The organism is Paenibacillus sp. NPDC058177 (assembly GCF_042883835.1).
Taxonomy (GTDB): Bacteria; Bacillota; Bacilli; order Paenibacillales; family Paenibacillaceae; genus Paenibacillus_AQ; species Paenibacillus_AQ agri.
Map to the genome: position 1 here is coordinate 58861 of NZ_JBHVVB010000002.1, position 24349 is coordinate 83209.

Genomic DNA, 24349 nt, shown 5'->3' on the forward strand with positions numbered 1-24349 from the left:
CCTATTCGTGATGGACCCGGCCAAACAACGCTCGCAGCGCACTGCCAAGGGCTTGGAACCAAGTATGTGCCGGGTACTCCGCTGCCATAACCGAGTTGAATTTCTTCGTATATGGTGTCTGTTCGGGAGGGATCGTGCCCGGTTGATAGACCGGAATCCGGCCAATCTCTTGGCTGCCCAATTGGAGAACCAATACACCGCGCAGTCCAAAATCTATACTTCGAGCCGTTTTTGGGAACGATGTTGCTGTTGAAGGCTCGTTCAGTATCAGCTTAGTGACCAGTCTTGCCTCTTCCCCCGAGCTGAATGGATACGCAAAATCCTGCCCAGTTACATATTCGTACCCCTTGATCTTTTCTCCGCGCTCAACGACAGTTTTAAGCGGATAACGTTTGAAGCCAAAATCAAGCAGCGCCGCATGATCATTCCAGTCATTCCCATCGTTAAGTGTCACAGCGACGAGCTGCTGTCCCCCCCGAGTAGCGGAGCTGACTAAGCAACGCAGCGCTTTTTTCGTATACCCGGTCTTTACCCCATCCGCCCCTTCGTACAGGCGCAGCATTTTATTTTTGTTGAGCCACTTGTAGTCCCACTTCTCATAAGGATTATCTGCAGTCTTCACTTCAGTCTTAACGATCTGCTTGAAAACAGGATTATGCATCGCGTATGCGGTCAGCCTCGCCAGATCATTGGCACTGGAGTAATGCCCTTCGGCATCCAGTCCATGCGGATTTGCAAAATGGGAGTGCGTAAGCCCCAGCTCCTCCGCCTTGGTGTTCATCAGGTACACAAAGCCTTCCTCTGAACCTCCCACATGCTCAGCAATAGCAGTCGCCGCATCGTTGCCGGAGCGCAGCATCAAGCCGTATAGCATATTTTCCAGCGTCATCTCTTCTCCGTTCTTCAGGAACAATGAAGACCCTTCCTTGGCAAAAGCGTTCTTGCCTACCTTCACCTTATCGCTTAATTTCCCGTTCTCTATGGCCACGATCGCCGTCATGATCTTCGTCAGGCTGGCAATCAGCATCGGCTCGTCACCGCGGCTGCTATACAGAATACGTCCGGACTCTACATCTATCAGGGCCGCTGCCCTGGCATGTGTGGAAATGGAGCTGTTCTCCGCCTGAAGTGACGGCAGGGGCGCCAGAAGCGCCACAAGGCATACTATTAAAGCAACTGAGCATATACGGTTTATTGTCTTCATGTTTATCCTCCGGCTTCTTAGCGCTTATATAGTACAAGTGTATGCGGACAGGCGGGAAGGTATGTCCTTCAACCCGGCTTATCCTTCTTTGAAAATCCTCATTGAAGCCCTCTCATCCTGCTTACATCTATCCTTATTCCAAAAAAGGGACACCGCCGATAAGGCGATCTCCCTGATTCAGCCAAGCTTGATGTGCAATCTTACAGTAGATGTGATATTTAATGGGTCGATGGCGTAGTGTCGCTCTTGGTTACGGTTTTTTCAGTTGTCGTCGTAGCGACGGAGGCGTTGTACTGGAACATGGACTGGATTTTGTCGATCAGCCCCGGGGTCGCATCGATGAGCTTCTCGAACAGATGGGTTTGATTATCCAGCGGAACAATATGCACACCGCCCTTACCTACAACGAGAAAAGCAATCGGCCGGATGGATACCCCGCCACCGCTACCGCCACCAAAAGGCAACAGCTTAACTCCCGCTTGCGATCCAGTGACACTGCCTGATGAGCCGTCGTCCTCGACACGGTAATCACTACCACCTGCAGCAAAGCCAAACGCAACCTTACTGATGGGCAAAATCACGCTACCGTCCGGCGTTTCTACTGCATCACCTACAATCGTATTGACATCAACCATGCCTTTGATATTTTCCATAGCAGTCTGCATTAGACCTTGAATGGGATGATCACTCATATTCTTGTCCTCCTTTGGCTTCTGGGAAAAGTCATTATTCTACAGCGATATCATCCCCATCATCGCCCGTTTGTATGTAAGCCGGTATCGTTCAGGAAGAATGATGCCCTTTAGCTGCACGTGATTTGCTAAGCAATGCTTTCCACTGCCGCAGACCGCCTGTTTCCTTGGAGATTCGGCGCAGTAGTCCTACCCCGGCATAAAGCATATAAGCGATAGACACTTTTCCTGTACAGACCAGTTCTGAAGAAAAGCTAAAGTTATCCTCGAAGACGGGTTTTACAAAAAGCCGCGGTCCTTGCTCCATCCTCATCCACTGCGACAGCCAGCCGGCTAAGCTCCATTTCAAGCCCCATAACGCGCCCGCAGTGGTAGCTGTCAATGCCGCATCTTCCAGCGAGAAATCCGTGGACCAGTCTAATTTGGTTATATGAACATGGGAGGCTGTTTTCTTGAACCATTTTTTAAAGTAGCGGGTCGCTTTCAGCACCTTCTTGATCGAGTCCAGCCAGTTATCCACAGTCTCCTTATCAATATCCCCTTCTTTGTCCTGCTCACTTCTGACGGGCGCAATACCGCTCTGTTCCAGCTTTACCCGTACCCCCCGCTCAATCCCCGCATAGATCACCTTGGGAAGCTCATAATGATACTTTAAAAGTCCAAATAGAGCCGTCACGTCGAGCTCCACTCTGTCGTCCTTGCCCACCCTGCACAGCCGGAAATGAAAATGGAGGGAGGAGGACAGGATCAGTACAATCACAAGAAGCAACAAAACAAGGGGAACTACGATCCATAATGTCACGAATTAACCTCCAGGCATCCTTAATCATGGGAACTATTGGTTTAGTATGGGAAGGAAGGTTGGAAAAAATTCGGTGCAGCCCAAAAATGTCATCCGTTCCGGCTAAGCACAGCAAAAAGCACGGTTCATTCCGGTCCCGAAGGATGAATAAACCGTGCGTCACGGGAAAACAAAACGTCCAAACCGGAAGCTTACCCAGTCTCGGAACTTTACACACCAACTCAACAGCCGCCGAAAACCCAAGCAAGCTTCTTCAATGATACCCTTCCTGCATGTGAATTTTAAAAGTTCATTCTATTTGTCACACATGCTCAAGAGCCGTCCGCAGGTCAGCAATCAGATCATCCGTATCTTCAATGCCAACGGACAGGCGAATCAGGTTGTCGTAAATCCCGATTTGCTCCCTAGTCTCTTGGGGAATTGAAGCATGAGTCATAACGGCCGGGACTTCGATCAGGCTTTCGACACCGCCCAGGCTTTCCGCCAAGGTGAACAGTTGAGTCTGTTTAACGACTGTGGCTGTTTCCTTCGCTCCTCCTTTGACAAAAAAGGTCACCATTCCGCCGAAGCCCCGCATTTGTCCTTTAGCCGTTTCATGATACGGACTTGCCTTCAGTCCGGGATAGATCACCTTCTCGACTTTGGGATGACGCTCCAGAAATTCGGCAATGGCAAGGGCATTGCGGCAATGAGCCTCCATCCGCACGGATAGGGTCTTAATGCCTCTAAGCAGCAGAAAAGCATCAAATGGCGGGAGCGGGGAACCTGTAGCATTTTGCAAAAAACCAATCCGCTTCGCTACTTCATCATTCTGTTTCGTCACAACGATCCCTGCGATCACATCGGAATGCCCGTTCAAATATTTGGTTGCGGAATGTACAACAATGTCAAAGCCCAGCTTCAGCGGCTGCTGAAGATAGGGGGAGGCAAACGTATTGTCGCATACGCTGATCAGTTTATGCTTGGCGGCAATGGCCGCAATTTTGCGCAAATCCACTATTTTCAGCAAGGGGTTCGTTGGTGTCTCCACCCAGATTAATCTGGTATTGCTGCGAATGTGAGCCTCCACGGTCTCCGGCTCTGATAAATCAATGTAGGAAATGTCCAGCTCTAGTGCATCCTTTTTCACCTTGTCCAGCAGGCGGAAGGTACCTCCATACAGGTCATCGGTCACAATCAGATGGGAGCCGCGCGGAAGGGTATCGAGGATCGCTGCTTCAGCGGCGAGTCCCGAAGCGAAGGCGAAACCAATCTCTCCTTCCTCCAGTGCAGCCACACATTTTTCCAATGCGGTTCTTGTGGGATTGCCGCTTCTAGAGTAGTCATAGCCTTTATGTTGTCCGGGTGCTTCTTGAGCGAAAGTGGACGTCGCATAGATTGGGGTAATTACCGCTCCGGTCGTAGGATCAGGCGCCTGCCCCGCATGGATCGCTCTCGTGGAAAATCCGTAATCGCTCATCTTGGATACCTCTCCTTTGTCCCTCAAGATAATTTGCGGCGCATATAATGAATGTAATCACTTTTGGTGATGACGCCATAAAACTCCCCTTCTTTCAAAACAATCACAAGCAGCCCTCTCTTCAAAAGAGAAATCACTTGAGCCAGACTGTCTTTAACCGAGACGGAGGCAACATCAGTAGACATATACTGCCGGACCTTATCTTTGAGGGCGTGTTCTTGACGACTTTCGGTAGCGGTTAGAATATCCCATTCATCAATAATGCCCACAACTTCCCCTTCCTGTAGCACCGGTATCTGCGAAATCTCATACAGACTCATCTTGGCATGGGCATTCAAAAGCGTATCCTCCGGCCCCACTGTAATCACACTGCGTTCCGAATGTTGGCGGGTGACGAGATCTGCAATGCTACCATTCCGCTTCTTCGGTATCAGCCCCCGGTCAATCATCCAGAAATCATTGAACATCTTGGTAAGATACTTGTTTCCGCTGTCACACACGAATGTAACGATATTCTTAGGCTCACGCTGTTCCCTGGCATATTTTACAGCAGCGCTGATCAGCGTCCCTGTTGAGGAACCGCCCAGTATACCTTCATGGCGCAGCAGAGTGCGGGCAGCCGTAAAACTTTCCTGATCAGTGACACTGTAAGCCTTGCTGATTAGCGACTGATCGAACTGTGGGGGGATGAAATCCTCACCAATGCCCTCCACGAGCCAACTTCCGGGAGAAGACAGCGGATTGCCCTCTACAACGTCGACGAGGATCGATCCCGCCGGATCGGCAAGCACAATTTCTAGTTCCGGCTTCACCTTGCGAAAATAGTTAGTCAGCCCCTTCAGCGTACCTGCTGAACCGACACCCACAACGATAGCATCCACCGCCTGCCCCGTCTGTTGCCAAATCTCCGGCCCGGTCGTGAGTTCATGGGCTAGGGGATTGGCCGGATTATTGAATTGATTCACAAAATAACTCCCCGGCGTCTCCTGCGCGATCCGCTGCGCATAATCCTGATAGTATTCAGGATGTCCCTTCTCCACATCAGACCGGGTGAGAATGATCTCCGCTCCTAGTGCCCGCAGATGGTTTACTTTCTCTGTACTCATCTTGTCGGGGATCACCAGAATCAATTGGTAACCCTTCGTTATCGCTGCGAGCGCCAGACCCAGCCCTGTATTGCCTGCCGTGGCTTCCACCAGAGTATCTCCAGGCTTAATCAGCCCCTGCTCCTCCGCATGATTGATCATTGCCAGGCCAATCCGGTCCTTAATCGATCCCCCCGGGTTTTGATTCTCCAGCTTGAGGAATAATCTCGAGGGCCCCACATCAAAACAGTGCACTTCAATTAACGGGGTATTGCCGATCAGGTCAATGGCAGTCGGTATGTTCTGCATCCTTCATCCATCCTTCACGGTTAATAATCATATAGAAATAGTATGCTTTCAGGTGATAAAGGTGCTTCAGACGATACCTCTCATAATCGAAGGAATTTAAAAAGATGATCGGTTCAAGCTCAATACTACTCATATCGCACGGCATGGTGGACTGGTTCAGAGCCTGACAACTGCTGCTTCCGCGCAAAAAAATAACCGCCGCCCTAGTGGGCAACGGTATATTTGCAATCATGGTCGGAGCACAGAAACTGTGCAGCTGGCTATTACATTTCCTCGAAGGTCATTTGAGTGTCCAGCTTACTGAACAACAGCTGTGTCTCCTCTTCCAGAGTATCCGGACTCTCGAAGCTGGATGGTTCCGGCAATTCCTTCAGACTGGCCAGCCCAAAGCTGTCCAAGAAGGACTTTGTCGTGCCATACAGAATGGGCCGGCCCACGGCCTCAGCCCGTCCGACCTCATGAATGAGATCCTTGTTATTCAGTGTATGAATCGCCCGTTCCGATTTCACGCCGCGGATCTCTTCAATCTCCACACGAGTAATCGGCTGACGATAAGCCACAATCGCCAGCGTCTCCAGCGCTGCCTGGGACAAGGATGCACGGGACGGCGAGTAAGCCAGCCGCTCAAAATATGGCGCATGAGCAGGCAGTGTGGCCAGACGGTAATTCCCGGCGATCTGCACGACCTGAAGGCCGCGTTCCTGTGTGCTGTAATCATCCTTCAGCTCATCTAGCGCTCGTGATGTCAGATCCGGACGCTGCTCCGTAATCTCGGCAATTTGCCGCACAGACAAACCTTCATCCCCGGACAGAAAGAGCAGGCCCTCAATAACTGATTTCAGTTCCTTGTAGTTCATCTAATTGTTCCCCTCCTCTCCACTCCATCACGATGTCTTCGAACAATTTTTCTTGGTAGCAATAGATCGCCTTCATCTTCATTAACTCCAGAATCGCCAGAAATGTCACCACGATCTCATGTCGTGCCATCTCGTCGTCCAGTAGAGCCGAGAAGCGCAGCTTATGGCCCCGGCCACCCCGCCGCAGCGCATCAGACACATCCCGTATCCGATCCTTCACTGAAATCTCATCCCTTGTGATCCGTTGATAGGAAGATCGTCTGGCAGCTTTACTGAGCGCCTTGCGGAACGCCGCGATCAGGTCAGCGGTATGTAATCCCTTAAGCGGATGATCCTGCTGGGTCGGAACGAAAGGCCCCAGATCTTCCGGCTCCTTGGTGAAAATCAGGCTCCGCTCGCTTTCCATATCCATCAATTGGACCGCAATACTCTTGAACTTGCGGTATTCCACCAGCCGCTGTACGAGTTCGGCACGTGGATCAAGATCATCGTCCTCGTAGTACTCAAAGTCATCGATCTCGATGACTGGAGGCTTCGGCAGCAGCAGCTTGCTTTTAATAGACAACAAGGTCGCTGCCATAACGAGAAATTCGCTGGTAATGTCCAGTTCAAGCTCCTGCATGGTCTGCAGGTATTCCATGTACTGTTCGGTGATCTCGCTGACCGGAATGTCCTGGATGTCGATTTCCGCCTTATCAATCAAATGCAAGAGCAGATCCAGCGGACCTTCAAACGTTTCCAGCTTGTACAATACAGTCACGAGGCTTCCTCCCGCCAAAAAAAAGTAAAGTGCAGCGCCGCAGGGACGCTACACAAGTAGAAAGATTCATATCATTCATGCTTTCTTCTTATACATATAAATAAGCACGATTTTAGTAGATTCGTCAATAGGTGTTTATTTAAGCAGTTTGTTCAGATTCGCCATTTCAATAGCCGCCGTTGCAGCATCCCAGCCCTTGTTGCCCGCTTTCGTTCCGGAGCGTTCAATGGCCTGCTCGATATTTTCGGTCGTTACTACACCGAAGATGGTTGGTACGCCTGTCTTGAGGTTGATCGCCGCCACACCCTTGGCCACTTCATTGCACACATAATCGTAATGCGTTGTGGAGCCGCGAATTACTGTACCCAACGTGATCACTGCATCATATTTTCCGCTTTCGGCCATTTTTTGGGCAATCAGTGGAATTTCGAATACCCCAGGAACCCAGGCAACATCCACTTCGTCATCAGCCACGCCATGGCGCTTGAAAGCATCCAGCGCACCGGACAGCAGCTTGCTGGTAATGAATTCATTAAAACGTCCTACAACGACTCCATATCTTAACCCTTCGGATACTAAATGTCCCTCAAAATAATTCGGCATATTGTTCATCAACCCTTCATTTATATAGTTATTTTAAATTTAGTTATTTGAAATTTGGTAATCATTTTGGCAATTTTATTAATGAAGATGCTACTCCCCAATTAACGGCATTTTTGCACCTTATTTTCCTCGTTCTATGCCATTCCAGGAATTTAAGGGTATTTTTGTATGTTATTTTCGGTAAATGCACCAAAATAGGGAAAGTTCGGAGGAATTAACATACAAAATTGCCGTTATTCTCAATTAAGATGGTTTTACGTGCCATTTAAGGTACATAAATGCTCTTATTTCAACTTGGGAGGTGGTGCCCATCATTCCTCTTCGCCTTTGTTTTTCCATTCATTCTTGCTTCTTTCGGACTAGCCGAGTTTCTTTCGTTCAATAGTGTTTATTTCATTGATTCTTGTTTCTTTGTTTCAGTCGTGCTTCTTCATTAAGTCTTGCTTTTTCATTAAGTCTTGCTTCGTTCGTCTATTTATCAACGGTTTAAGCTTTAGTGGTCTCGTTCTGTTCAATGTCGTCAAAAGAAAGCAGATGTCCAAGTTTAGCCTGCTTCGTGTGCAGGTAGTTTGTATTATCCTCATTCTCCGGCATCTGAATCGGCACACGCTCCACAATCTCCAGGCCATACCCCTCCAGCCCCTTAATCTTGCGCGGGTTGTTGGTGAGCAGCTTGATGCGTTGTAAACCGAGATCCTTCAGAATCTGGGCGCCGATGCCATAATCCCGCAGGTCTGCCGGAAAGCCGAGCTTCAGGTTGGCGTCAACGGTGTCGAGTCCTTCTTCCTGCAGCTTGTAGGCCTTCAGCTTATTGATCAGCCCAATGCCCCGGCCTTCCTGGCGCATGTAGAGCAGGACTCCTCTGCCGGCAGCATCAATCTGACGCAATGCAGCTTCGAATTGCGGACCGCAATCGCAGCGGTGGGAATGGAAGACATCCCCCGTCAAACATTCGGAATGGACACGCACCAACACCGGCTCGTCACCGGAGATATCACCCTTGACCAGTGCAATATGCTCCTTATCATCGACTACATTGGAGTAGGCAATCGTCTGGAATTCACCGAAATCGGTTGGCATGCGCACCGCTACCTCGCGGGTAACGAGCTTCTCCTTCTCATTCCGGTAGTGAATAAGATCCTTGATGCTGATCAGTCTCAGATCATGCTTGCGGGCAATCTCAATGAGATCCGGCAGACGAGCCATAGTCCCGTCTTCCTTAATAATCTCGCAGATCACTCCAGCCGGATACGCACCGCTCATCTGGGCCAGATCTACAGCGGCCTCCGTGTGTCCAGAGCGACGCAGCACACCACCTTTTTTGGCTATCAGCGGGAACATATGACCCGGTCTGCGGAAATCGGATGGCTTCGCCTCCGGGTCCATAATTGCTTTAACTGTCATGGAGCGCTCCGCTGCGGAAATGCCAGTAGTCGTATCTTTATGGTCGATCGAGACCGTAAAGGCCGTACCGTGGAAATCCGTATTTTGACTGACCATCGGCTTCAAATCCAGCTCTTCCGCCCGTTCCGCCGTTATCGGCAGGCAGACCAGTCCGCGTCCCTCGGTAATCATGAAATTGATCACTTCGGGGGTTGCGCGTTCCGCCAGGGCGATGAAGTCCCCTTCATTTTCACGGTCCTCATCATCCACAACAATGACCACCTTGCCGCGCATCAAATCATAAATCGCAGATTCTATGGAATCCAGGACTACATCCTGCTTCGATTGTTCGCTCATGATTCTATCCTCCTCATCGTTTACAGAAGCTTCATTGCTCTGCATCACGTCATTGTGTAGTAATCACGTCTTCGTTCCGCAGTCACTTCATTTTGTCTCAAATAAATCCGTTAGCTGCCAGGAAATCGTGACTTATGCCGGAGCTGATATCCTCTGCTTCCTCTGCTTCCTCTTCTCGTCCCGCAGATCCGTAACGCAACAGATGGTCCACATACTTGCCGAGCACATCACATTCGATGTTCACGCTATCTCCCGCCCGTTTATGCCCAAGCACCGTCTCGCCCAAGGTGTGCGGGATAACCGACACAGTGAATGATGATGTTCCTGCCGTGACTACTGTCAGACTGATGCCATCAATCGTGATAGAGCCCTTTGGAATGATGTATTTGTACAGCGACTTGCGGTCTGCTGCGATCTCAAACACTACTGCATTCTGGTCCCGCTTGATGCTTTTAAAGGTGCCCGTACCATCTACATGCCCCTGTACGATATGACCGCCAAATCGACCACCGGCTGCCATCGCCCGTTCCAGGTTGACCTTGCTGCCGATTCGCAGCTCCTTCAAATTGCTGTTCCGGAAAGTCTGTGGCATCACATCAGCTGTAAAATAATGATCCCCCAGCGTGGTTGCTGTAAGGCAGACCCCGTTAACCGCGATACTGTCGCCAATCTTCAGGTCATCCATAATCACGGAGGCCCCGATGTTCAGCACCATCATTTCACCACCAGTGGAGATGCCGCGCAGAACACCGACTTCCTCGATTAAACCTGTGAACATCACTATCCCTCCTCAGGCGTTAGCGTACCGGAGTACCGCTGATACAGACATTATCCCCGAGCACTTCTACTTCCAATCCCTCTAGCGTAATGGCTTCAGCCATCTTCTCCACACCCGGGAAAACGAAGGTGCCTTTGGCTTCTGCACCACCGCCCACAATCTTAGGAGCGAAGAACAGCACTACCCGATCTACCAAACCACTCTCCAGCATCGCACCGTTCAGGGTTCCGCCACCCTCCAGCAGAATGGAACCAATCTCCATCTCGCCAAGAGCCACCATAGCTGCTGATAGATCCACTCGCGGCCCTGTGCCACAAACCACAATCTGCACACCCGCTGCTTGCAGCACAGCCTTCTTCGCCGCGTCAGCCGAGCCTGTAGTCACGATAATTGTTGGGGCCAGCCCGTCGCTCACTACTGCAGCATCCAGTGGAATTCGCAAAGCCGAGTCAATAATGATCCGCACTGGATTGAAGCCAGGAACCGCCATACGCGTCGTGAGCGATGGATTATCAGCGATCACCGTATTGACCCCGACCATAATACCCTGGTGCCGATGACGCATGGTGTGTACGATTTCCCGTGCAGCCTCGCCGGAGATCCATTTGCTGTCGCCTGTTTTTGTAGCCAGGTTGCCGTCCAGCGTGCTGGCACTCTTCAGCGTGACGAAGGGTTGTTTGGTCAAAATATACTTGATAAACTTCTCATTCAACCGAAGTGCCCGCTCGCGCAGCAATCCCACTTCTACTTCAATGCCATGATCACGCAGCATTTGAACACCTCGTCCTGCCACCTGCGGGTTAGGGTCTTCACAAGCCACTACCACCCGTGCCACGCCTTCGTCAATAAGACGCTGACTGCAAGGTGGCGTAATGCCATAGTGACTGCAAGGCTCCAGGGTAACGTAAGCAGTGCTTCCCGCCGCTTTTCCGGCCGCCATATTCAGTGCATGCACCTCAGCGTGGCCTGTCCCGCGTTGCAGATGCGTGCCCAGTCCGATCATGGCCCCGTCCTTCACCACAACACAGCCTACAACAGGGTTGATTCCAGTCTGTCCTTGAGCGCGTTCTGCCATGTCCAGGGCAAGCGACATGTAAAACTCGTCGTTCATAATATCCATTTCTCTGTCCTCCGATCTGTAAGTTGCACTTTTTGTATGCAGCATCTGCTGCTTCATAACTAAAAAACCCACCTCAGACTCCAGGAGGAGACTAGATGGGTTGTTGAGAGTTAGTTTACTGAGAGCTTCAATAAAACTGTGCGCAAATAACCGTTATATAAACAACGGAATTGTGAAATAACGCACATGATATTAATGTACACTTCAGTACGCCTGCCCGTTAACGGACAAACGCCAATCTCTCCTTCTTCCATCCAGACTATACTGTCGGTCCCGGAATTGCACCGGGTCCACCGTCCGCGTTGTTGCGCGGTCCGGGTAGCGGACTAAGCACTGCAAGACTAACTTGCAGCAACATCACCGCCGGTAGGGAATTTCACCCTGCCCTGAAGGATTGATACCTTATTCATTTTGAAGTATCAAGCTGTTGCTTACAACAAAATTAACACTTACCCCTCCAAAATGCAAGTATAAATTGTACATTAGCTTATTTTTCGTAACTTTACAACTTTTGATCCTCATATAGAAAAAACACCCGGCAAATGCCGGATGTCAGACACAAAACTTGTCCCCTTTACTTAACGATTGTCAGGACCCTTCTGAAGCATTTCGACCACCTTATCTACCTGAGCCTCAACGGCAATAGGGTCATAAGGCCAGAAGAAGTCCGGATCGAGAAAGAAAACACGGTTATTCTTCACGGCATCCAGTGATTTCCACACTGGATTGTCAGGATCAAACTTTGCGTCCCCAGAGACATCAAAGAAAATATAGTCACCAGCGTACTCCGGCATTTTTTCCAGTGAAATGTCCATGGCATCCCTGTCCTTGTCGATCATATCCTTCTTCACGGATGCTGGGGGCGTCAGACCGAGCTGCTGATAAATGGCTTGTCCACCTCTGTTGACTCCATCGCCATAGACATAATACTCCTTCCCGAACGCCCCCAGAATGGAATACGTTTGGTCAGGCTTCACAATATCTTTGATGGCTTCACGAGCCTTCCCCACCTTCCCGTCAAACTGGGTTAGCCACTCCTCTGCTTCTTTTTCCTTGCCCAGGATCTTGCCGAAGGCAGTCATTTCAGTATGTACATTGTCAAAGGTACCGTATGGAAAAACAACTGTCGGTGCAATTTTACTGTACTGCTCATTGAGCTTCTGATCCCCGCCTACGGTGACGATCAGATCGGGCTGCAAGGCTAATATTTTCTCAACCGACTCGCCGGTAATCTGTCCGATATCGTCAATGCCTGATACCATATCCGGCTTCAAATGGGGACTTTCTAACTCCCAGTAAGGCGCACCGACAGGTTTCACCCCGAACACCAGGAAGTTAGCAAGATAACCTTGTGTCACGATCCTCTGGGGGTGGGCAGGAATTTCAACATCACCGTTTATGGTGTTGATAATCTGAGTGTCCCCCTGTCCTTCAGCAACTGCGGGTGTGGACTCCTCCACTGCCTTGGTACTGTCAGATGGTGGCGTGTTCGCCGCCGTCTCCTGGGTCTGGACGGTGTTCCCTCCGCACCCTGCGAGCAACAGAGCCAGAATCACGACGCCCACAATCAGGCGAAAGCTTATTAAGCGTTGGCGCATATGACCTCTCCTTTTTTTCGATAATGATTATCTTTCTCAATAACTTCTTAATCATCTTATTCATTCTCCGCTATTTCGTCCATTTCGCAATGTGACCAATTGTCCATGGACAATTGTCACTCTCCGGTGAGCCAGTCCACTTGGATTTGTAATTGTCTCTCCAATGCCAAGCCGTCACTGCACCAGAACTCTTCCAGCGCCAACGGATAAATTCTGCGCCTGCTCCCTCTAGTTGCTATCTCCCAAGTAGGGTACTCCTCAAGCAAATTCTCGGCAGTATAGCCTCCGCTTAAACCATCCACAACGACAAACATGTGATCGGCCGTATAATCGGGCAAATCTTCGAGGATAATCTCCAGATGTTCCCCAGGCTTCAGAACCTCCTGCCTGATCCGCTCCGGCGGTGTTAATTGCAGAGCACTGTACAGATTATAGGTACCTCTGCTCGTAACATTCCAGATCCACACCCTATCTTCACCACGCAGTTCATACAGACCAACAGTCTCACCACTCTCAATCAAACCTGATAAACGCCCTTTACCTGCTTCAACCTGTTCATGGTAACGCCCGATCCACTGCTCCGCCTCCTCTTCTCTGCCAATGATACGCCCTACAAGACGTAGCTCTTCCAGCCGATCGAGCTTATCCCAAGGCAAAGTCATCACAGGCCCAATCTGCTCGTACCTCTCCAGCCTGCCACGGGAGTGAAAGATATACTGCGGTGCAAGAACCAGATCAATATTCAGCTCATGCAACCGTCCCCACTCCTCGCCATTTTCCAGGTTCAATGTGCCGACGAGTTCATCCCGAAGCAGCTGCGACGTCTCCCATGGCACTTGACTGGCTGCCACAGGCTTTACTCCCAGTGCGAGCAGATGTCCGGTGAACTGGATCGCAGCGATCCGCTGCGGCTTCGGTGCAGCACGGAACGCATTTGGAGAGAGGCCTACGGTCTGCTTGAACTTGCGGCTGAGGTAGAGACCGTCAGAATAGCCAATCCGCTGAGAGATATCGTTCAAGGTCAAGGCTTCAGTGCATAGATATTCCTTAGCTTTATTAATCCGAACCTTGGTTACATGCTCAGTGAAGCTTCTACCGATATATTTCTGAAACAGCCGGGAAAAGGTGCCTTCGTGAAATCCGGCCATCTGCGCCATAGACGCACGAGTAAGCGGAGTATGAAAATGCTCATTGATGTACCGCACAGCTTCCTGCATCGTCTCTCCAGTGGAAAAATCACGCCGTATCTCAATCCGTTGCAGCACTTGCCGGAGTAATTCTCCAAGCACCCAGTCTTTTTCCGCTTGCTCCATGCGGTTCGCTGGATTCATCAGTTTCTGAAATAACTGCCAGCCCTTTGGAGACAACTGATCAGCCACATAACCCACTTCCGGAAGCTTGTCATGGCTGCGCATGTACACCAAGGTTTCTTCCGTATGTTCTACCAGACGATAACACTCAAAGGAAATCACTTTCAGCACCTTGGATTCCTTGTTCTCTCTGCGAATCACCGCAGAAATATTCTCTCGCAATAGCAGTACGCTGCCCTTGTGAAGCTCAAAGCTCTGTGCCTCAAAAGAAATGACGGCTTCACACTCACTAACCAGCAGCAGAGGTAACTTCGTCCTAATTTCCATCCATGCCCGCTCAGACTCCCACTCCCAGATTTCTGCTTTCCTCATGACATCCATGCTTGAATTCCTTTCCAGAAAACTCGTATTTAAAAAAACAAGCACCGAGGAGTTTACCCTCGGCGCTTGTCCTATGTAAGTGCAACTTACACACCACGTTCCTGCCGCTTCAGCAAATCGCGAATTTCCGTGAGCAGTGCCACCTCGGGAGCCGGTTCCGGGGTCTCGGCAACCTCCGCCTTAACCGCTTCCTTCTTCTTGAACTTGCTGGCCAGCTTGATTGCCATAAAGATCGAGAATGCAATAATGAAGAAATCCACCACGGTCTGCAGAAACACTCCGTATTTCAAAACAGCATTCCCATAGGTAAAGGTCAGGTCGCTTAAGTTGATACCACCAATTATCAAACCGATAATAGGCATAATGATGTCTTCCACCAAGGAGGAGACAATCTTCCCGAACGCTGCACCGATAATGACAGCGACGGCAAGATCGAGCACATTTCCTTTCAGGGCAAAGCTTTTAAATTCTTTCCACATTTCTAAACCCTCCCCAAAGCTTGGAATTTTAAAACATTATAGCATCACTTTTACCGACACTCCAAAGAATTTTCAGAAACTGTCGGCTTACTGCTGTAAATCTTGTGGCAGAACAAACTTCTATATCTGACTGAAAATGAGAATAATTGCATAATCCTCTTCCAACACCTCCCGGAAATCAGCTATGATGAAACCATAATAGATTTTCTTTCTAGAAAAAAACTTCGTCTTAAGGAGCTGCCTATGAGCTATTCTTCTTTCTTTGGACGCAGCCGCGATGCCGACTTCTCCATGTTTTCAGCCTCACATTGGATCGCTCTGGCATCGGTGCTCGTTGTTTGCCTGCTGCTGTTCGGATGCAGATTTGCTCTGCGCACCCGGAGACGGCTGCGCCTGTCCGTTCGTCTGCTGCTTGCCGTTATTCTGCTCTCCTCGGAGGCTGGACTTCAGTGGTGGTATATCTCGCAGGGAATCTGGAAAACGGACTCCTCGCTGCCTCTGGAGCTATGTGGGCTTACTGTGCTGTTGTCAGCCATCATGCTGCTTACCCGCAGCCGGATACTATACGCCTTTCTTTATTTTGCCGGAATCGGCGGCGCGTCAATTGCTCTGCTGACACCTAACCTGGTATATCCTTTCCCGCACTTCCGTTTCCTATTATTCTTCATCTCACATGGGGCTATCATTCTCGCCTCTTTGTATATGACCTGGGTTGAGGGGTTCAAGCCAAGCTGGAAATCCCTTGCCTTCACGATGCTCAGCCTGAATCTTACTGCTGCCTGCGTTTGGGTTGCTAATTCTATGCTGGGTTCCAACTACATGTTCCTTATGCGAAAGCCAAGCACGTATTCCGTTCTGGATTACTTTGGGCCGTATCCTTATTATCTGCTGGTGGAAGAACTCTTCGCGTTCGTTGTGTTTCTGTGTATGTACTTAGCGTTCTTTTGGCTGCCGGAGCGAGTAAGGTCCCGCAACCAACGTATGAATCGTCTTCCCTACTGAGTCGTGTCAGGAAGGCCGGGAAGTCAGTCCATCGAGCATATGCCGCAAGGTGGTTAGCGGATGGCTCCAGATCATACGCGGACCGGCGTAGCGCATGACAGTCTTGATCTCGCTGCGCCGGTCCGGCTTATAGCAGTGCACCGGGCAGCGCCCGCAGGTGGTCTTATTTTCACCGAAACGGCAGTGTTCAAGCCGCTTCCAAGCGTAGGCCAGAAGCTCTCCGCATTCCACGCATACACCTTGTTCCTCCACCTTTGCCTTGGTATGACCGGCTCCCAAATGTCCATGTCCTTTGCAGTATTTTACAATCATGATCCTTACTGTAGTTTTTTCCCTGCCAATTCTGGGCCCAACATTAAGCGTCCGGGCTTGTCTTTTACTTGTCGTCGGTTCTGTAGACATGCCACACATTCCTCCGTCATTTTTCCATAAGTTTACAATGAAAAGTCGCACTGTTCAATACTATCTCTAGAGAAAAGATACATTTATGCGCAAAAAAGCCTGATCCACGGCGGATCAGGCTTTAACGCTTCAGGCGGCTGCTGAACGCAGGCCTAAATTCACAAATATATTACGCTTCGATAATTTCTACGGAAGTCATTTTGTCGCGACCTTTGAAAGTATCTACAAGATCCATACCTTCAACAACTTTACCAAATACGGTGTGTACGCCGTCCAGGTGTGGTTGTGGAGCGTAGCAGATGTAGAACTGGCTTCCGCCGGTGTTCTTGCCAGCATGCGCCATAGCAAGTGTACCGCGTTCGTGCTTGTTAGGGTTGATCTCACAGTTGATAGTGTAGCCAGGGCCGCCTGTACCTGTACCGTTCGGACAGCCGCCTTGTGCTACGAAACCAGGGATAACACGGTGGAATACCAGACCGTTGTAGAAACCGTCGTTTGCCAGCTTTTCAAAGTTGGCTACAGTGTTCGGAGCATCTTGATCGAACAGATCGATCAGGACTACACCGCCGTTTTCAAGAGTAATTTTCGCTTGCTTTGCCATATGTAAATGACCCCTTTCAAAATTCCAAATGGTAAACACTTTTCTTAGTTTACTATGAAATCACGCACAAAGCAAAACAAGCGGAGACTAGCCCGCCTGTTCTGCAATGCATGTTATTCCTCTTGCTGCGAACTCTTCTGTTACTTCGCAACCGCCTGTTTGGCAATACGTTCAGGCACAACATCATTAACAATAATGTCCTGGTAGCTCTCACGGCGTACGACCAGATCACTCTGACCATTTTGCACGAAGACCATAGCGGGACGACGAATCCGGTTGTAGTTGCTGGCCATGGAATAGTTGTATGCACCAGTGGAAGCTACAGCCAGCAGATCACCGCTCTCAGCTTTAGGCAGTTCAACATCCCAGATGAGCATATCGCCACTCTCGCAGCATTTACCAGCAATGGAGACCTTCTCTGTCGCCGGATCATTAGCGCGGTTAGCGAGCATTGCCTCATACTTGGATTGATACAGAGCAGGACGAGGGTTATCAGTCATACCACCGTCAACTGCAAGGTACTTGCGAACGCCTGGAATATCCTTCTCCGTACCCACGGTGTACAAAGTAGTACCCGCTTCAGCCACGATGCTGCGGCCTGGTTCTGCCCAGATCTCTGGCAGAGAGCTGTAGATTCCGGTAAAGTAAGTTTTCACCGCATCGGTGATGGCTTTTACATATTCGGATACTTGCAGTGGTGTGTCCCCTTCGACATAGCGAATACCAAAACCGCCACCCAGATTCACAACCTTGAATTCGACATCCAGTCCTTCTTTGACGGTGCGGGCAAAGTCCGCTACACGCTCAACAGCAAGCTGGAAGCCTTCGGTCTCGAAAATTTGTGAGCCGATATGTGAATGCACACCCAGCAGATTCAGGTTGGCCTTGTCGTTTGTAACTTTAACAGCTTCATAAGCTGCACCATTGCCGATGTCAAAACCGAACTTGGAGTCGGTCTGACCGGTAGCGGTGTATTCATGGGTATGCGCTTCAACACCTGGAGTCACGCGCAGCAGAACGTTAACGGTAACTTCCTTGCGTGCTGCAATAGCTTGCAGGAGATTCAATTCAACGAGATTGTCAGCCACGAAGCAGCCGATCTTGGCATCAATTGCCATTTCGATTTCTTCAGACGTCTTGTTGTTGCCATGGAAGTGGATACGCTCTGCAGGGAATCCTGCTTGCAACGCTGTGTAAAGCTCACCATCCGATACCACGTCAAGAGACATGCCTTCTTCGTCAGCCAAGCGTACCATAGCCATGATGGACAAAGCCTTGCTCGCATAAGCTACCTGAAAACCAAGTCCAGATGCCTTGTAAGCCTCCATATATTCGCGGCAGCGGCGACGGACTAGCTGCTCGTCCATTATATATAGCGGTGTTCCATACTCCGCTTTCAAATCCGTTACATCACATCCACCAATCTCCAAATGACCCGCATCGTTAATCCGGCTCGTCCCGTGTAAAAACATTCTCAGTCCTCCAGTTTCTATGGAATACGCATTCCATCTGTCTATTGTATGCTCAGGGTCCCCGCAACGTCCCTGCTCTTAAGCTTCGGACAAAAATCCACATTGTGGGGGCTGGTTAGTATATTCAGTATACCAGACAGAAGGAACTACATAGAATGGACTAATTTGCAGTTGATTTGTATTATCCTTATGTTTGTTGTTCGTTGTCCTGTACAGGCGGCATTCTTGTATTATCCCTGGTTTTATTGAAAGAAGGCCTCGTTTTCGAATTCAGAACAGGTTGACGAAGCAGAATTTCCCCCATAGCCTTTGCATTAAAAGGTATAAAAGGCCACAAATATGGAGAGTTGTACGACCGGTGTATTGTCAACAACACAATTAGAAGTGTAGTCCCAATCATAAAGCCGGGCACCTGAAATGCAGCCACCGCGAGCAGGAGTACAAGCCTGATAATCCGGTTCGCAAGTCCAAGCTCGTAGCTCGGTGTAGCGAACATCCCGATGGAAGCAACCGCCATATATAGCACTACCTCGTTAACGAATAGCCCTGTCTTCACCGCAATGTCGCCAACCAGAATAGCAGCGATCAAGCCCATCGCCGAGCCTAAAGGTGTCGGTGTGTGTACCGCTGCCATCCGCAGCAAATCTACCCCAAGCTCCACAATCAGAAACTGGGCCAGCAAGGGAATCTTGGCCACTTTTTGTGGCCCAATAAAGTCCAACATAGGCGGTTTCAGCTCGGGATGGATAACCAGCAGCAACCACAACGGCAACAGAAACATCGAAGCGAAAATTCCAAGGAAGCGGACCCACCGCAAGTAACTGCCCATAAAAGGGGTTTGACGGTTCTCCTCGGCATGCTGGCAAAGATCGAAGAAGGTCGTTGGGAGCACCATTACACTGGGAGAGGTATCCACAAAAACGACCACCCGCCCCTCCAGTAAATGGGAGGATACATTATCCGGCCTCTCCGAATAGCGGACCAACGGATAGGGGTTCCAGCCTCCGTCTACGATCGCCTCTTCCAGCTGCTTATCGGCAAGAGGGATACCATCAATATCCACACTTGTGATTTTATCCGTAACTGACTTCACTAACGCCTTGTCTACGATGTCGTCAATGTAAGCCACACAGACATCGGTTCGCGTCCGGCGGCCGACCTGATGCATCTCGAATTTCAGACCGGGATCACGCAGCCTCCGTCTGACTAGTGCAATATTGCTAAGCAGAGTCTCTGTAAATCCGTCTCGCGCACCACGCACCACCCGCTCAATGGAAGGCTCTTCCGGATTTCGGCTGGGGTAGCTCCGGGTATCCATCACGATGACCTGGGTCTCTCCCTCAATGAACAGTGCGCTCATGCCTGACAATACCTTATTGATAGTTTCGCTAAGCAGTTCTCCCTTCTCCACTTGTATGTGAGGAATATAGAGGTCCATGAAACTCACCAGCACATCCGTCGACAAATGTTCAGGCGTGAGATAGGTCAACCGCTTCAGGATTTCATCCAATATGTTATCTTTGGCAAATCCACTGATACAGAACAGGGCAGCATTAGCGCCCCCAAACTTCATCTCCCTGAAAACAATATCAAAGGAAGACCCCAGTCCTATAACCTCTGTCAGTGTATCCTTAATACTTTCTAGCGAATCCGGGATATCATCCTTCCCCTGCCAGTAAACCACAGACTCCTCCAGGGAATCAGACCGTTCGTTCTGGCGTTTTAATTGCAGCGGATCCTGCTCTTTACCTCGATCCTGACCTTTAGTCTGAGCTTGATCCTGACCCTTAGCCTGAGCTTGATCCGTACTTTTCCCTTTCTTGCCAGAAGCCCCTTCTTGGGTCTGTGGACCCTGCCTACCCTGCTCGTTTCCAACCGTATCTACTTTCTGCTGTTGATCGTTCCGGGCTGATTTTTGGTGCGAATTGTTAGCTGCTTGTTGTTGGTCTTCCACTTGCTGCTCTTGGCCTTGGCCTTGCACTTGCTGCTCTTGGCCTTGCTCTTGCTGCCCTTGTTGCGCTTTACTTTGCTTGCCTTGACCCTTCTGTACCTGACCACTCGAAGCGGCGGCTTGTTGTTGTCCTTGCGAATCTTGCGACTGTCCGCCGCTTCCGTCATCTCCGCCTTGGTCGTCTTGATCGGAATCCTCTTCATCATCTGCGAAGAATCCGAAAAGTCTTGCGAACAGCCCTTTGCCCCCGTTCTCCTGGTCCTGCTCCTGATCTCCTAGCTCACCGGAGACCTCTACATCCTGTGAGCTTCCTGCGCTGTTACTGCCACTACTGTCATCACTGTCATTACTGTCATTACTGTCATTACTGCTATTACTCTCATTATTGCTATTACTGCCACTACTGCTATTTGGATTAGCGTCTACCTCTTGTTCCTCATTTTGTTCAGAGGAGGACCCAGGCTCTGCCGTCTTTGAATCCTTCCTGGATGTCTGGGAATCCGTCTGCTGCTTAGCCTCCGAAGAATTTTGGGAGCCAGAGTCACCTAAGTCACTACCTGTAGTCTGGCCTTGCTCACCGCCGCCGTTGTTCCCGTTAATCCATGCCGGATTCACTCGGGAAGCCTCCGCCTCGGCGCTTGTCTTGCTGGAGGCTAAGCCTGATTCCATGGCAAACTCCACTTCTGTATGCCTGTTTCCAGTTCCACCGCTAGCAGCACTACTAGTGGTACCAGAGGTAGCACCGGCAGCATCCCCTGCAGTAACATTATCAGCGGCTGCATGATCATCATGACTGGAAGGGCCACTGCTGAACCCTTCCGTAGCCTGATGCTCAGCCGTGGAACTATTAAGCGTAGAATGCTCATTTGCTGAATTATTGCTGCTGAAGTCAGCACCAGTTGAGTCTTCGCTCTCGGTGCTACCACTTGTTAATTCACTGCCTGTCGCACTTTCACCCCTAGCACTGTCGCTTGTTGATCCTTTACCAATAGCTCCTTCGCCGCTGTTGCTGCCACCACTGGTCGATCCGTCACCAGTAACACCTTCAACTCTAGTGCTGCCACTAATTGATCCTTCACCAGCTGGACTTTCGCCCCTAGCGCTATCGCTGATTGATCCGTCACCAGTTGCACCTTCCCCTGGGAGGCCACTTGTTGCATTGCTTGCTTCTCCTGCCTCTGTTGTTTCTTCAGAGTTCCTCTCCTCAGCACCCAACTCCCCGGAGGCCTCAAGCTCCTGATTCTTACTTTTCACATCATCTGCGGACGATGTCTTCGTTTCTTCTATCGATCCCGAATCCTTTACCGGCACGCTTTTCTCTACCGAATCCCCGCTGTGAATAAATTTGTTCATTCCATACCCTCCTTTACTTTAAATACACAAACCAGTCAAATAATGAGCCCATGACCTTACCGGCAGTCATTGCCATCAACAGCCCGAACAGGCGATGAACCATTTGCAGGCGTTTCGCCAGAATCGGGAGCACATTCAATACTTCAGTTAATGCGGCGGCTAACATACCGATAAAGATACCGTCAAACAAGCCCACGGCTATTTCTACCAATGGACCCGAGGTTATTTTCCAGTTCCAGAAATCACTGATGGTACCCAGCAGCGACCCTGCAACCATCGCTCCTTCATACCAGTGCACTTTATCGTAAGAAGAGGTCAGTTGCGCCAGCCGGGGGATGATGTCCAGCACAACGAAGAGAGCAATCACTCCACCACCGACGGCGATTCCTCCCGCAATGCCCAGCAACAGATTAATTCCCAGTGATATCGGTGCTGTCATTGCCCCCCACCCTCCGTGTTCTCCGGTATAATGGCTTCACGCCGCCTCAATTTGGCGTATTCCTCGTTAACCACATATTGGTCAATATTTTTCTGGTACAGGAACATCTCGACTTCCAGCGGGGTTGGCTCCTCATTCCATTTTTTCTTGAATAAATGGTTGAAGAAAATCACCATCCCCAGCCCAATGCCTACGGAATAGGCAATCTGGAACAGATAAGGATGTTCATCCTTATGCCCTGTTAACATCTCTACAATGCGGATCTGGACCTCCTGCATACTTACATCCGCATGAAAGTTCATAATCGTCAGTGCTGAACCAAAGAACAACAACAGCCACACAAGCACGAACATCGCCGTTGACGGAGGCCGTGACTCCACCGGTCCTATAATCTGTACAATCGTCCTGCCTTCGCCGATAAGCTGGATTTCTACGCCTGGCAGAATCTCGTGAATTCGCGGAATCACCATTAGCAGATCAATCAGAATCAAGTTGCCATCACTTAGCTTGGGTTGAATCAACATTAGAGAGTACAGCGCGTCCTCCCACTCCGGGGCCGTAATGAGATTGGCAATATCCCGGAGCATCACCCCCTGACCTTTGGGAACTGACACCCGGTTTTTGAGCTGTATGAAAATGGTGGCCGCCGAATGGTGTGTCATCCATATTCCTCCTAAAGGGGATCTGGAGCTGCCTAAGGTGGGCAAGACTCCATAGGGGTTGAAGAAAAGAATAAGAGTAGTATGGGAGAAAAGGCTGAATTTTACTCTTGTAATGGGAATTGGAGGATTTCACGTAGCGCCGTTCTGCTTTCAGTCACATAAAAAAGCACCTGTTCCACTGGATAGTCCAGGGAAACAGGTGCTTTTTAGACGAAGCTTAGCCCTGGGGTATGTCCCCTCAGGCGTACAACAAACATGCTACTGAAACAAAATATGTTATCCGAGGCTTTGCTGCCTGGACTGTTGGTTTGAGATGAAGAATAGCGCGGTCCAGATTAGTGCAAACCCGATAATTTGCGGTAGGGTGACCAGTTGGTTGAACACCACCCAGTTAATGACGACACCGGTCATTGGAAAACTAAGTTCGGCTAGTGTCGCAAAAGAAGCCTTGGTTGTGCTAAGTCCCTTGTAATACAATAACATACTTAGTAGTCCCGGGAGTAGCGCCTGCAGCAGCAGATTGATGGCCACAGCAGAGGTTGCTCCAATCCCACCCTGGAATTGCCAAGGCGCCCGTTCCAACGCCGTAACGACGAACAATAAAGGCAGGGCCAAGATGAAACGCAGTGATGTTACCGTCTCATATTTCATAGAGCCCAGCAGATAGCGGCCCATTACAGTGGACCCTCCCCATAGCGCAGCCGCTCCCAGCGCCATAACACTGCTGATGCTAATAAAATTGTTCACATGACCGAAAGGAATGCTCCAACCGAAGGTAAGCAGATACGTTCCCGCCAAGGCTACGATCATCAGAGGTGCAAAATGTTTCGGCAATCTCTCCTTGAGCAGGAGGGCCGCAAGCCCGATAGCGAACAACGGCTGCAGCTTCTGCAGCAGCAGTACGGCATTAAGATCGCCACTGGACAATGCCATGGTGAACAGAATCGTAGCAACTGCTGAGCCGCCCCAGGAGACAATCAACAGTGCTCCCGCTTGACGGAAGCGGATAGCTTTCAGTTCAGCGCGGTGGCGCCAAAGAACCGGAAAAGCGGCCAAAAACAACACAACATGCTCCAGCAATACAATTTGCGAAGAGGTCAACGACTTGAGCAGGATGATGCGAAAGAGCGGGTCTACACCCCACAGCGCCGCCCCCATGACAACCAGCCAAAAACCGCCCCGCAGACGCGCCGGACGCACTACGGATGATGAAGCAGATACATTACTCATCTTACATTCTCCTTGTCGATACAAACCCTCGATTAAGAGACCAAAAACCCCCGATATGCC

General features: G+C 50.1%; 22 protein-coding genes and 1 riboswitch. Of the genes, 1 reads left to right on the top strand and 21 read right to left on the bottom strand.

Annotated features, from left to right (window positions below; genetic code table 11):
• Position 1: 1 nt before the first annotated feature.
• The 14 genes from ACFVU8_RS10300 to mscL all read right to left on the bottom strand — a co-directional run bounded on the left by ACFVU8_RS10300 (position 2) and on the right by mscL (position 15177).
• On the bottom strand, positions 2-1204 hold the full coding sequence (locus tag ACFVU8_RS10300; protein WP_387427287.1) for a D-alanyl-D-alanine carboxypeptidase family protein: 1203 nt from the start codon (positions 1202-1204) through the stop codon (positions 2-4).
• A 218-nt stretch (positions 1205-1422) separates the two neighbouring features.
• Positions 1423-1896: a GerW family sporulation protein gene (gene ytfJ / locus ACFVU8_RS10305; RefSeq protein WP_175373735.1), complete on the bottom strand. Its 474-nt coding sequence runs from the start codon at positions 1894-1896 to the stop codon at positions 1423-1425.
• Between the two features lie 91 nt (positions 1897-1987).
• Positions 1988-2698, bottom strand: a complete 711-nt coding sequence (locus tag ACFVU8_RS10310) for a DUF2953 domain-containing protein (protein WP_387427288.1) — start codon at positions 2696-2698, stop codon at positions 1988-1990.
• 301 nt (positions 2699-2999) lie between these two features.
• The gene (locus tag ACFVU8_RS10315; protein WP_387427290.1) at positions 3000-4157 is read right to left on the bottom strand and encodes a cystathionine gamma-synthase; all 1158 of its coding nucleotides are present in this window, start codon (positions 4155-4157) and stop codon (positions 3000-3002) included.
• Between the two features lie 23 nt (positions 4158-4180).
• Complete coding sequence (locus tag ACFVU8_RS10320; RefSeq protein WP_387427291.1) at positions 4181-5551, bottom strand: pyridoxal-phosphate dependent enzyme; 1371 nt, start codon at positions 5549-5551, stop codon at positions 4181-4183.
• 263 nt (positions 5552-5814) lie between these two features.
• On the bottom strand, positions 5815-6408 hold the full coding sequence (gene scpB, locus ACFVU8_RS10325; RefSeq protein ID WP_379465587.1) for an SMC-Scp complex subunit ScpB: 594 nt from the start codon (positions 6406-6408) through the stop codon (positions 5815-5817).
• A complete protein-coding gene (locus ACFVU8_RS10330; RefSeq protein WP_175373740.1) occupies positions 6377-7168 on the bottom strand; it encodes a segregation and condensation protein A in 792 nt (263 codons plus the stop codon). The genes scpB and ACFVU8_RS10330 overlap by 32 nt, the downstream gene beginning before the upstream one ends.
• 135 nt (positions 7169-7303) lie before the next feature.
• Positions 7304-7771, bottom strand: coding sequence for a 6,7-dimethyl-8-ribityllumazine synthase (gene ribH, locus ACFVU8_RS10335; RefSeq protein ID WP_066365462.1), 468 nt, complete (start codon positions 7769-7771; stop codon positions 7304-7306).
• Positions 7772-8257: 486 nt separating this feature from the next.
• Positions 8258-9511 (bottom strand): bifunctional 3,4-dihydroxy-2-butanone-4-phosphate synthase/GTP cyclohydrolase II, encoded by a 1254-nt coding sequence (locus ACFVU8_RS10340; RefSeq protein ID WP_175373741.1) that lies wholly within the window; start codon positions 9509-9511, stop codon positions 8258-8260.
• 97 nt (positions 9512-9608) lie between these two features.
• Entirely contained in the window at positions 9609-10289 is a 681-nt protein-coding gene (locus tag ACFVU8_RS10345) for a riboflavin synthase (protein WP_387427292.1), read from the bottom strand.
• A gap of 19 nt (positions 10290-10308) precedes the next feature.
• Entirely contained in the window at positions 10309-11409 is a 1101-nt protein-coding gene (gene ribD / locus ACFVU8_RS10350; RefSeq protein WP_379465931.1) for a bifunctional diaminohydroxyphosphoribosylaminopyrimidine deaminase/5-amino-6-(5-phosphoribosylamino)uracil reductase RibD, read from the bottom strand.
• Between the two features lie 238 nt (positions 11410-11647).
• Positions 11648-11807, bottom strand: a riboswitch (FMN riboswitch).
• A gap of 180 nt (positions 11808-11987) precedes the next feature.
• On the bottom strand, positions 11988-13007 hold the full coding sequence (locus ACFVU8_RS10355) for an ABC transporter substrate-binding protein (protein ID WP_387427294.1): 1020 nt from the start codon (positions 13005-13007) through the stop codon (positions 11988-11990).
• Between the two features lie 116 nt (positions 13008-13123).
• Entirely contained in the window at positions 13124-14698 is a 1575-nt protein-coding gene (locus tag ACFVU8_RS10360) for a helix-turn-helix domain-containing protein (protein ID WP_387427295.1), read from the bottom strand.
• An 86-nt stretch (positions 14699-14784) separates the two neighbouring features.
• Entirely contained in the window at positions 14785-15177 is a 393-nt protein-coding gene (mscL, locus tag ACFVU8_RS10365) for a large conductance mechanosensitive channel protein MscL (RefSeq protein ID WP_379465591.1), read from the bottom strand.
• A 243-nt stretch (positions 15178-15420) separates the two neighbouring features.
• On the opposite strand from mscL, the gene ACFVU8_RS10370 reads away from it, so the two are divergent.
• Positions 15421-16179 carry a YwaF family protein gene (locus ACFVU8_RS10370; protein ID WP_175373746.1) on the top strand — a complete coding sequence of 253 codons (759 nt, stop codon included), beginning with the start codon at positions 15421-15423 and terminating at the stop codon, positions 16177-16179.
• 6 nt (positions 16180-16185) lie between these two features.
• Here the strand turns inward: ACFVU8_RS10370 and ACFVU8_RS10375 are convergent, their stop codons facing one another.
• From ACFVU8_RS10375 to ACFVU8_RS10405, 7 genes are all read right to left on the bottom strand, one after another.
• Entirely contained in the window at positions 16186-16581 is a 396-nt protein-coding gene (locus ACFVU8_RS10375) for a nitrous oxide-stimulated promoter family protein (RefSeq protein WP_175373747.1), read from the bottom strand.
• Between the two features lie 169 nt (positions 16582-16750).
• The gene (locus ACFVU8_RS10380; RefSeq protein ID WP_379205516.1) at positions 16751-17182 is read right to left on the bottom strand and encodes a peptidylprolyl isomerase; all 432 of its coding nucleotides are present in this window, start codon (positions 17180-17182) and stop codon (positions 16751-16753) included.
• Between the two features lie 140 nt (positions 17183-17322).
• Complete coding sequence (lysA, locus tag ACFVU8_RS10385) at positions 17323-18654, bottom strand: diaminopimelate decarboxylase (protein WP_387427297.1); 1332 nt, start codon at positions 18652-18654, stop codon at positions 17323-17325.
• A gap of 187 nt (positions 18655-18841) precedes the next feature.
• On the bottom strand, positions 18842-20608 hold the full coding sequence (locus tag ACFVU8_RS10390; RefSeq protein WP_387427999.1) for a spore germination protein: 1767 nt from the start codon (positions 20606-20608) through the stop codon (positions 18842-18844).
• Positions 20609-21971: 1363 nt separating this feature from the next.
• Positions 21972-22397, bottom strand: a complete 426-nt coding sequence (locus ACFVU8_RS10395) for a stage V sporulation protein AB (RefSeq protein WP_379465594.1) — start codon at positions 22395-22397, stop codon at positions 21972-21974.
• A complete protein-coding gene (locus ACFVU8_RS10400; RefSeq protein WP_379465595.1) occupies positions 22394-23059 on the bottom strand; it encodes a stage V sporulation protein AA in 666 nt (221 codons plus the stop codon). The genes ACFVU8_RS10395 and ACFVU8_RS10400 overlap by 4 nt, the downstream gene beginning before the upstream one ends.
• Before the next feature lie 276 nt (positions 23060-23335).
• Complete coding sequence (locus ACFVU8_RS10405) at positions 23336-24289, bottom strand: DMT family transporter (RefSeq protein WP_379465596.1); 954 nt, start codon at positions 24287-24289, stop codon at positions 23336-23338.
• Between the last annotated feature and the right edge of the window lie 60 nt (positions 24290-24349).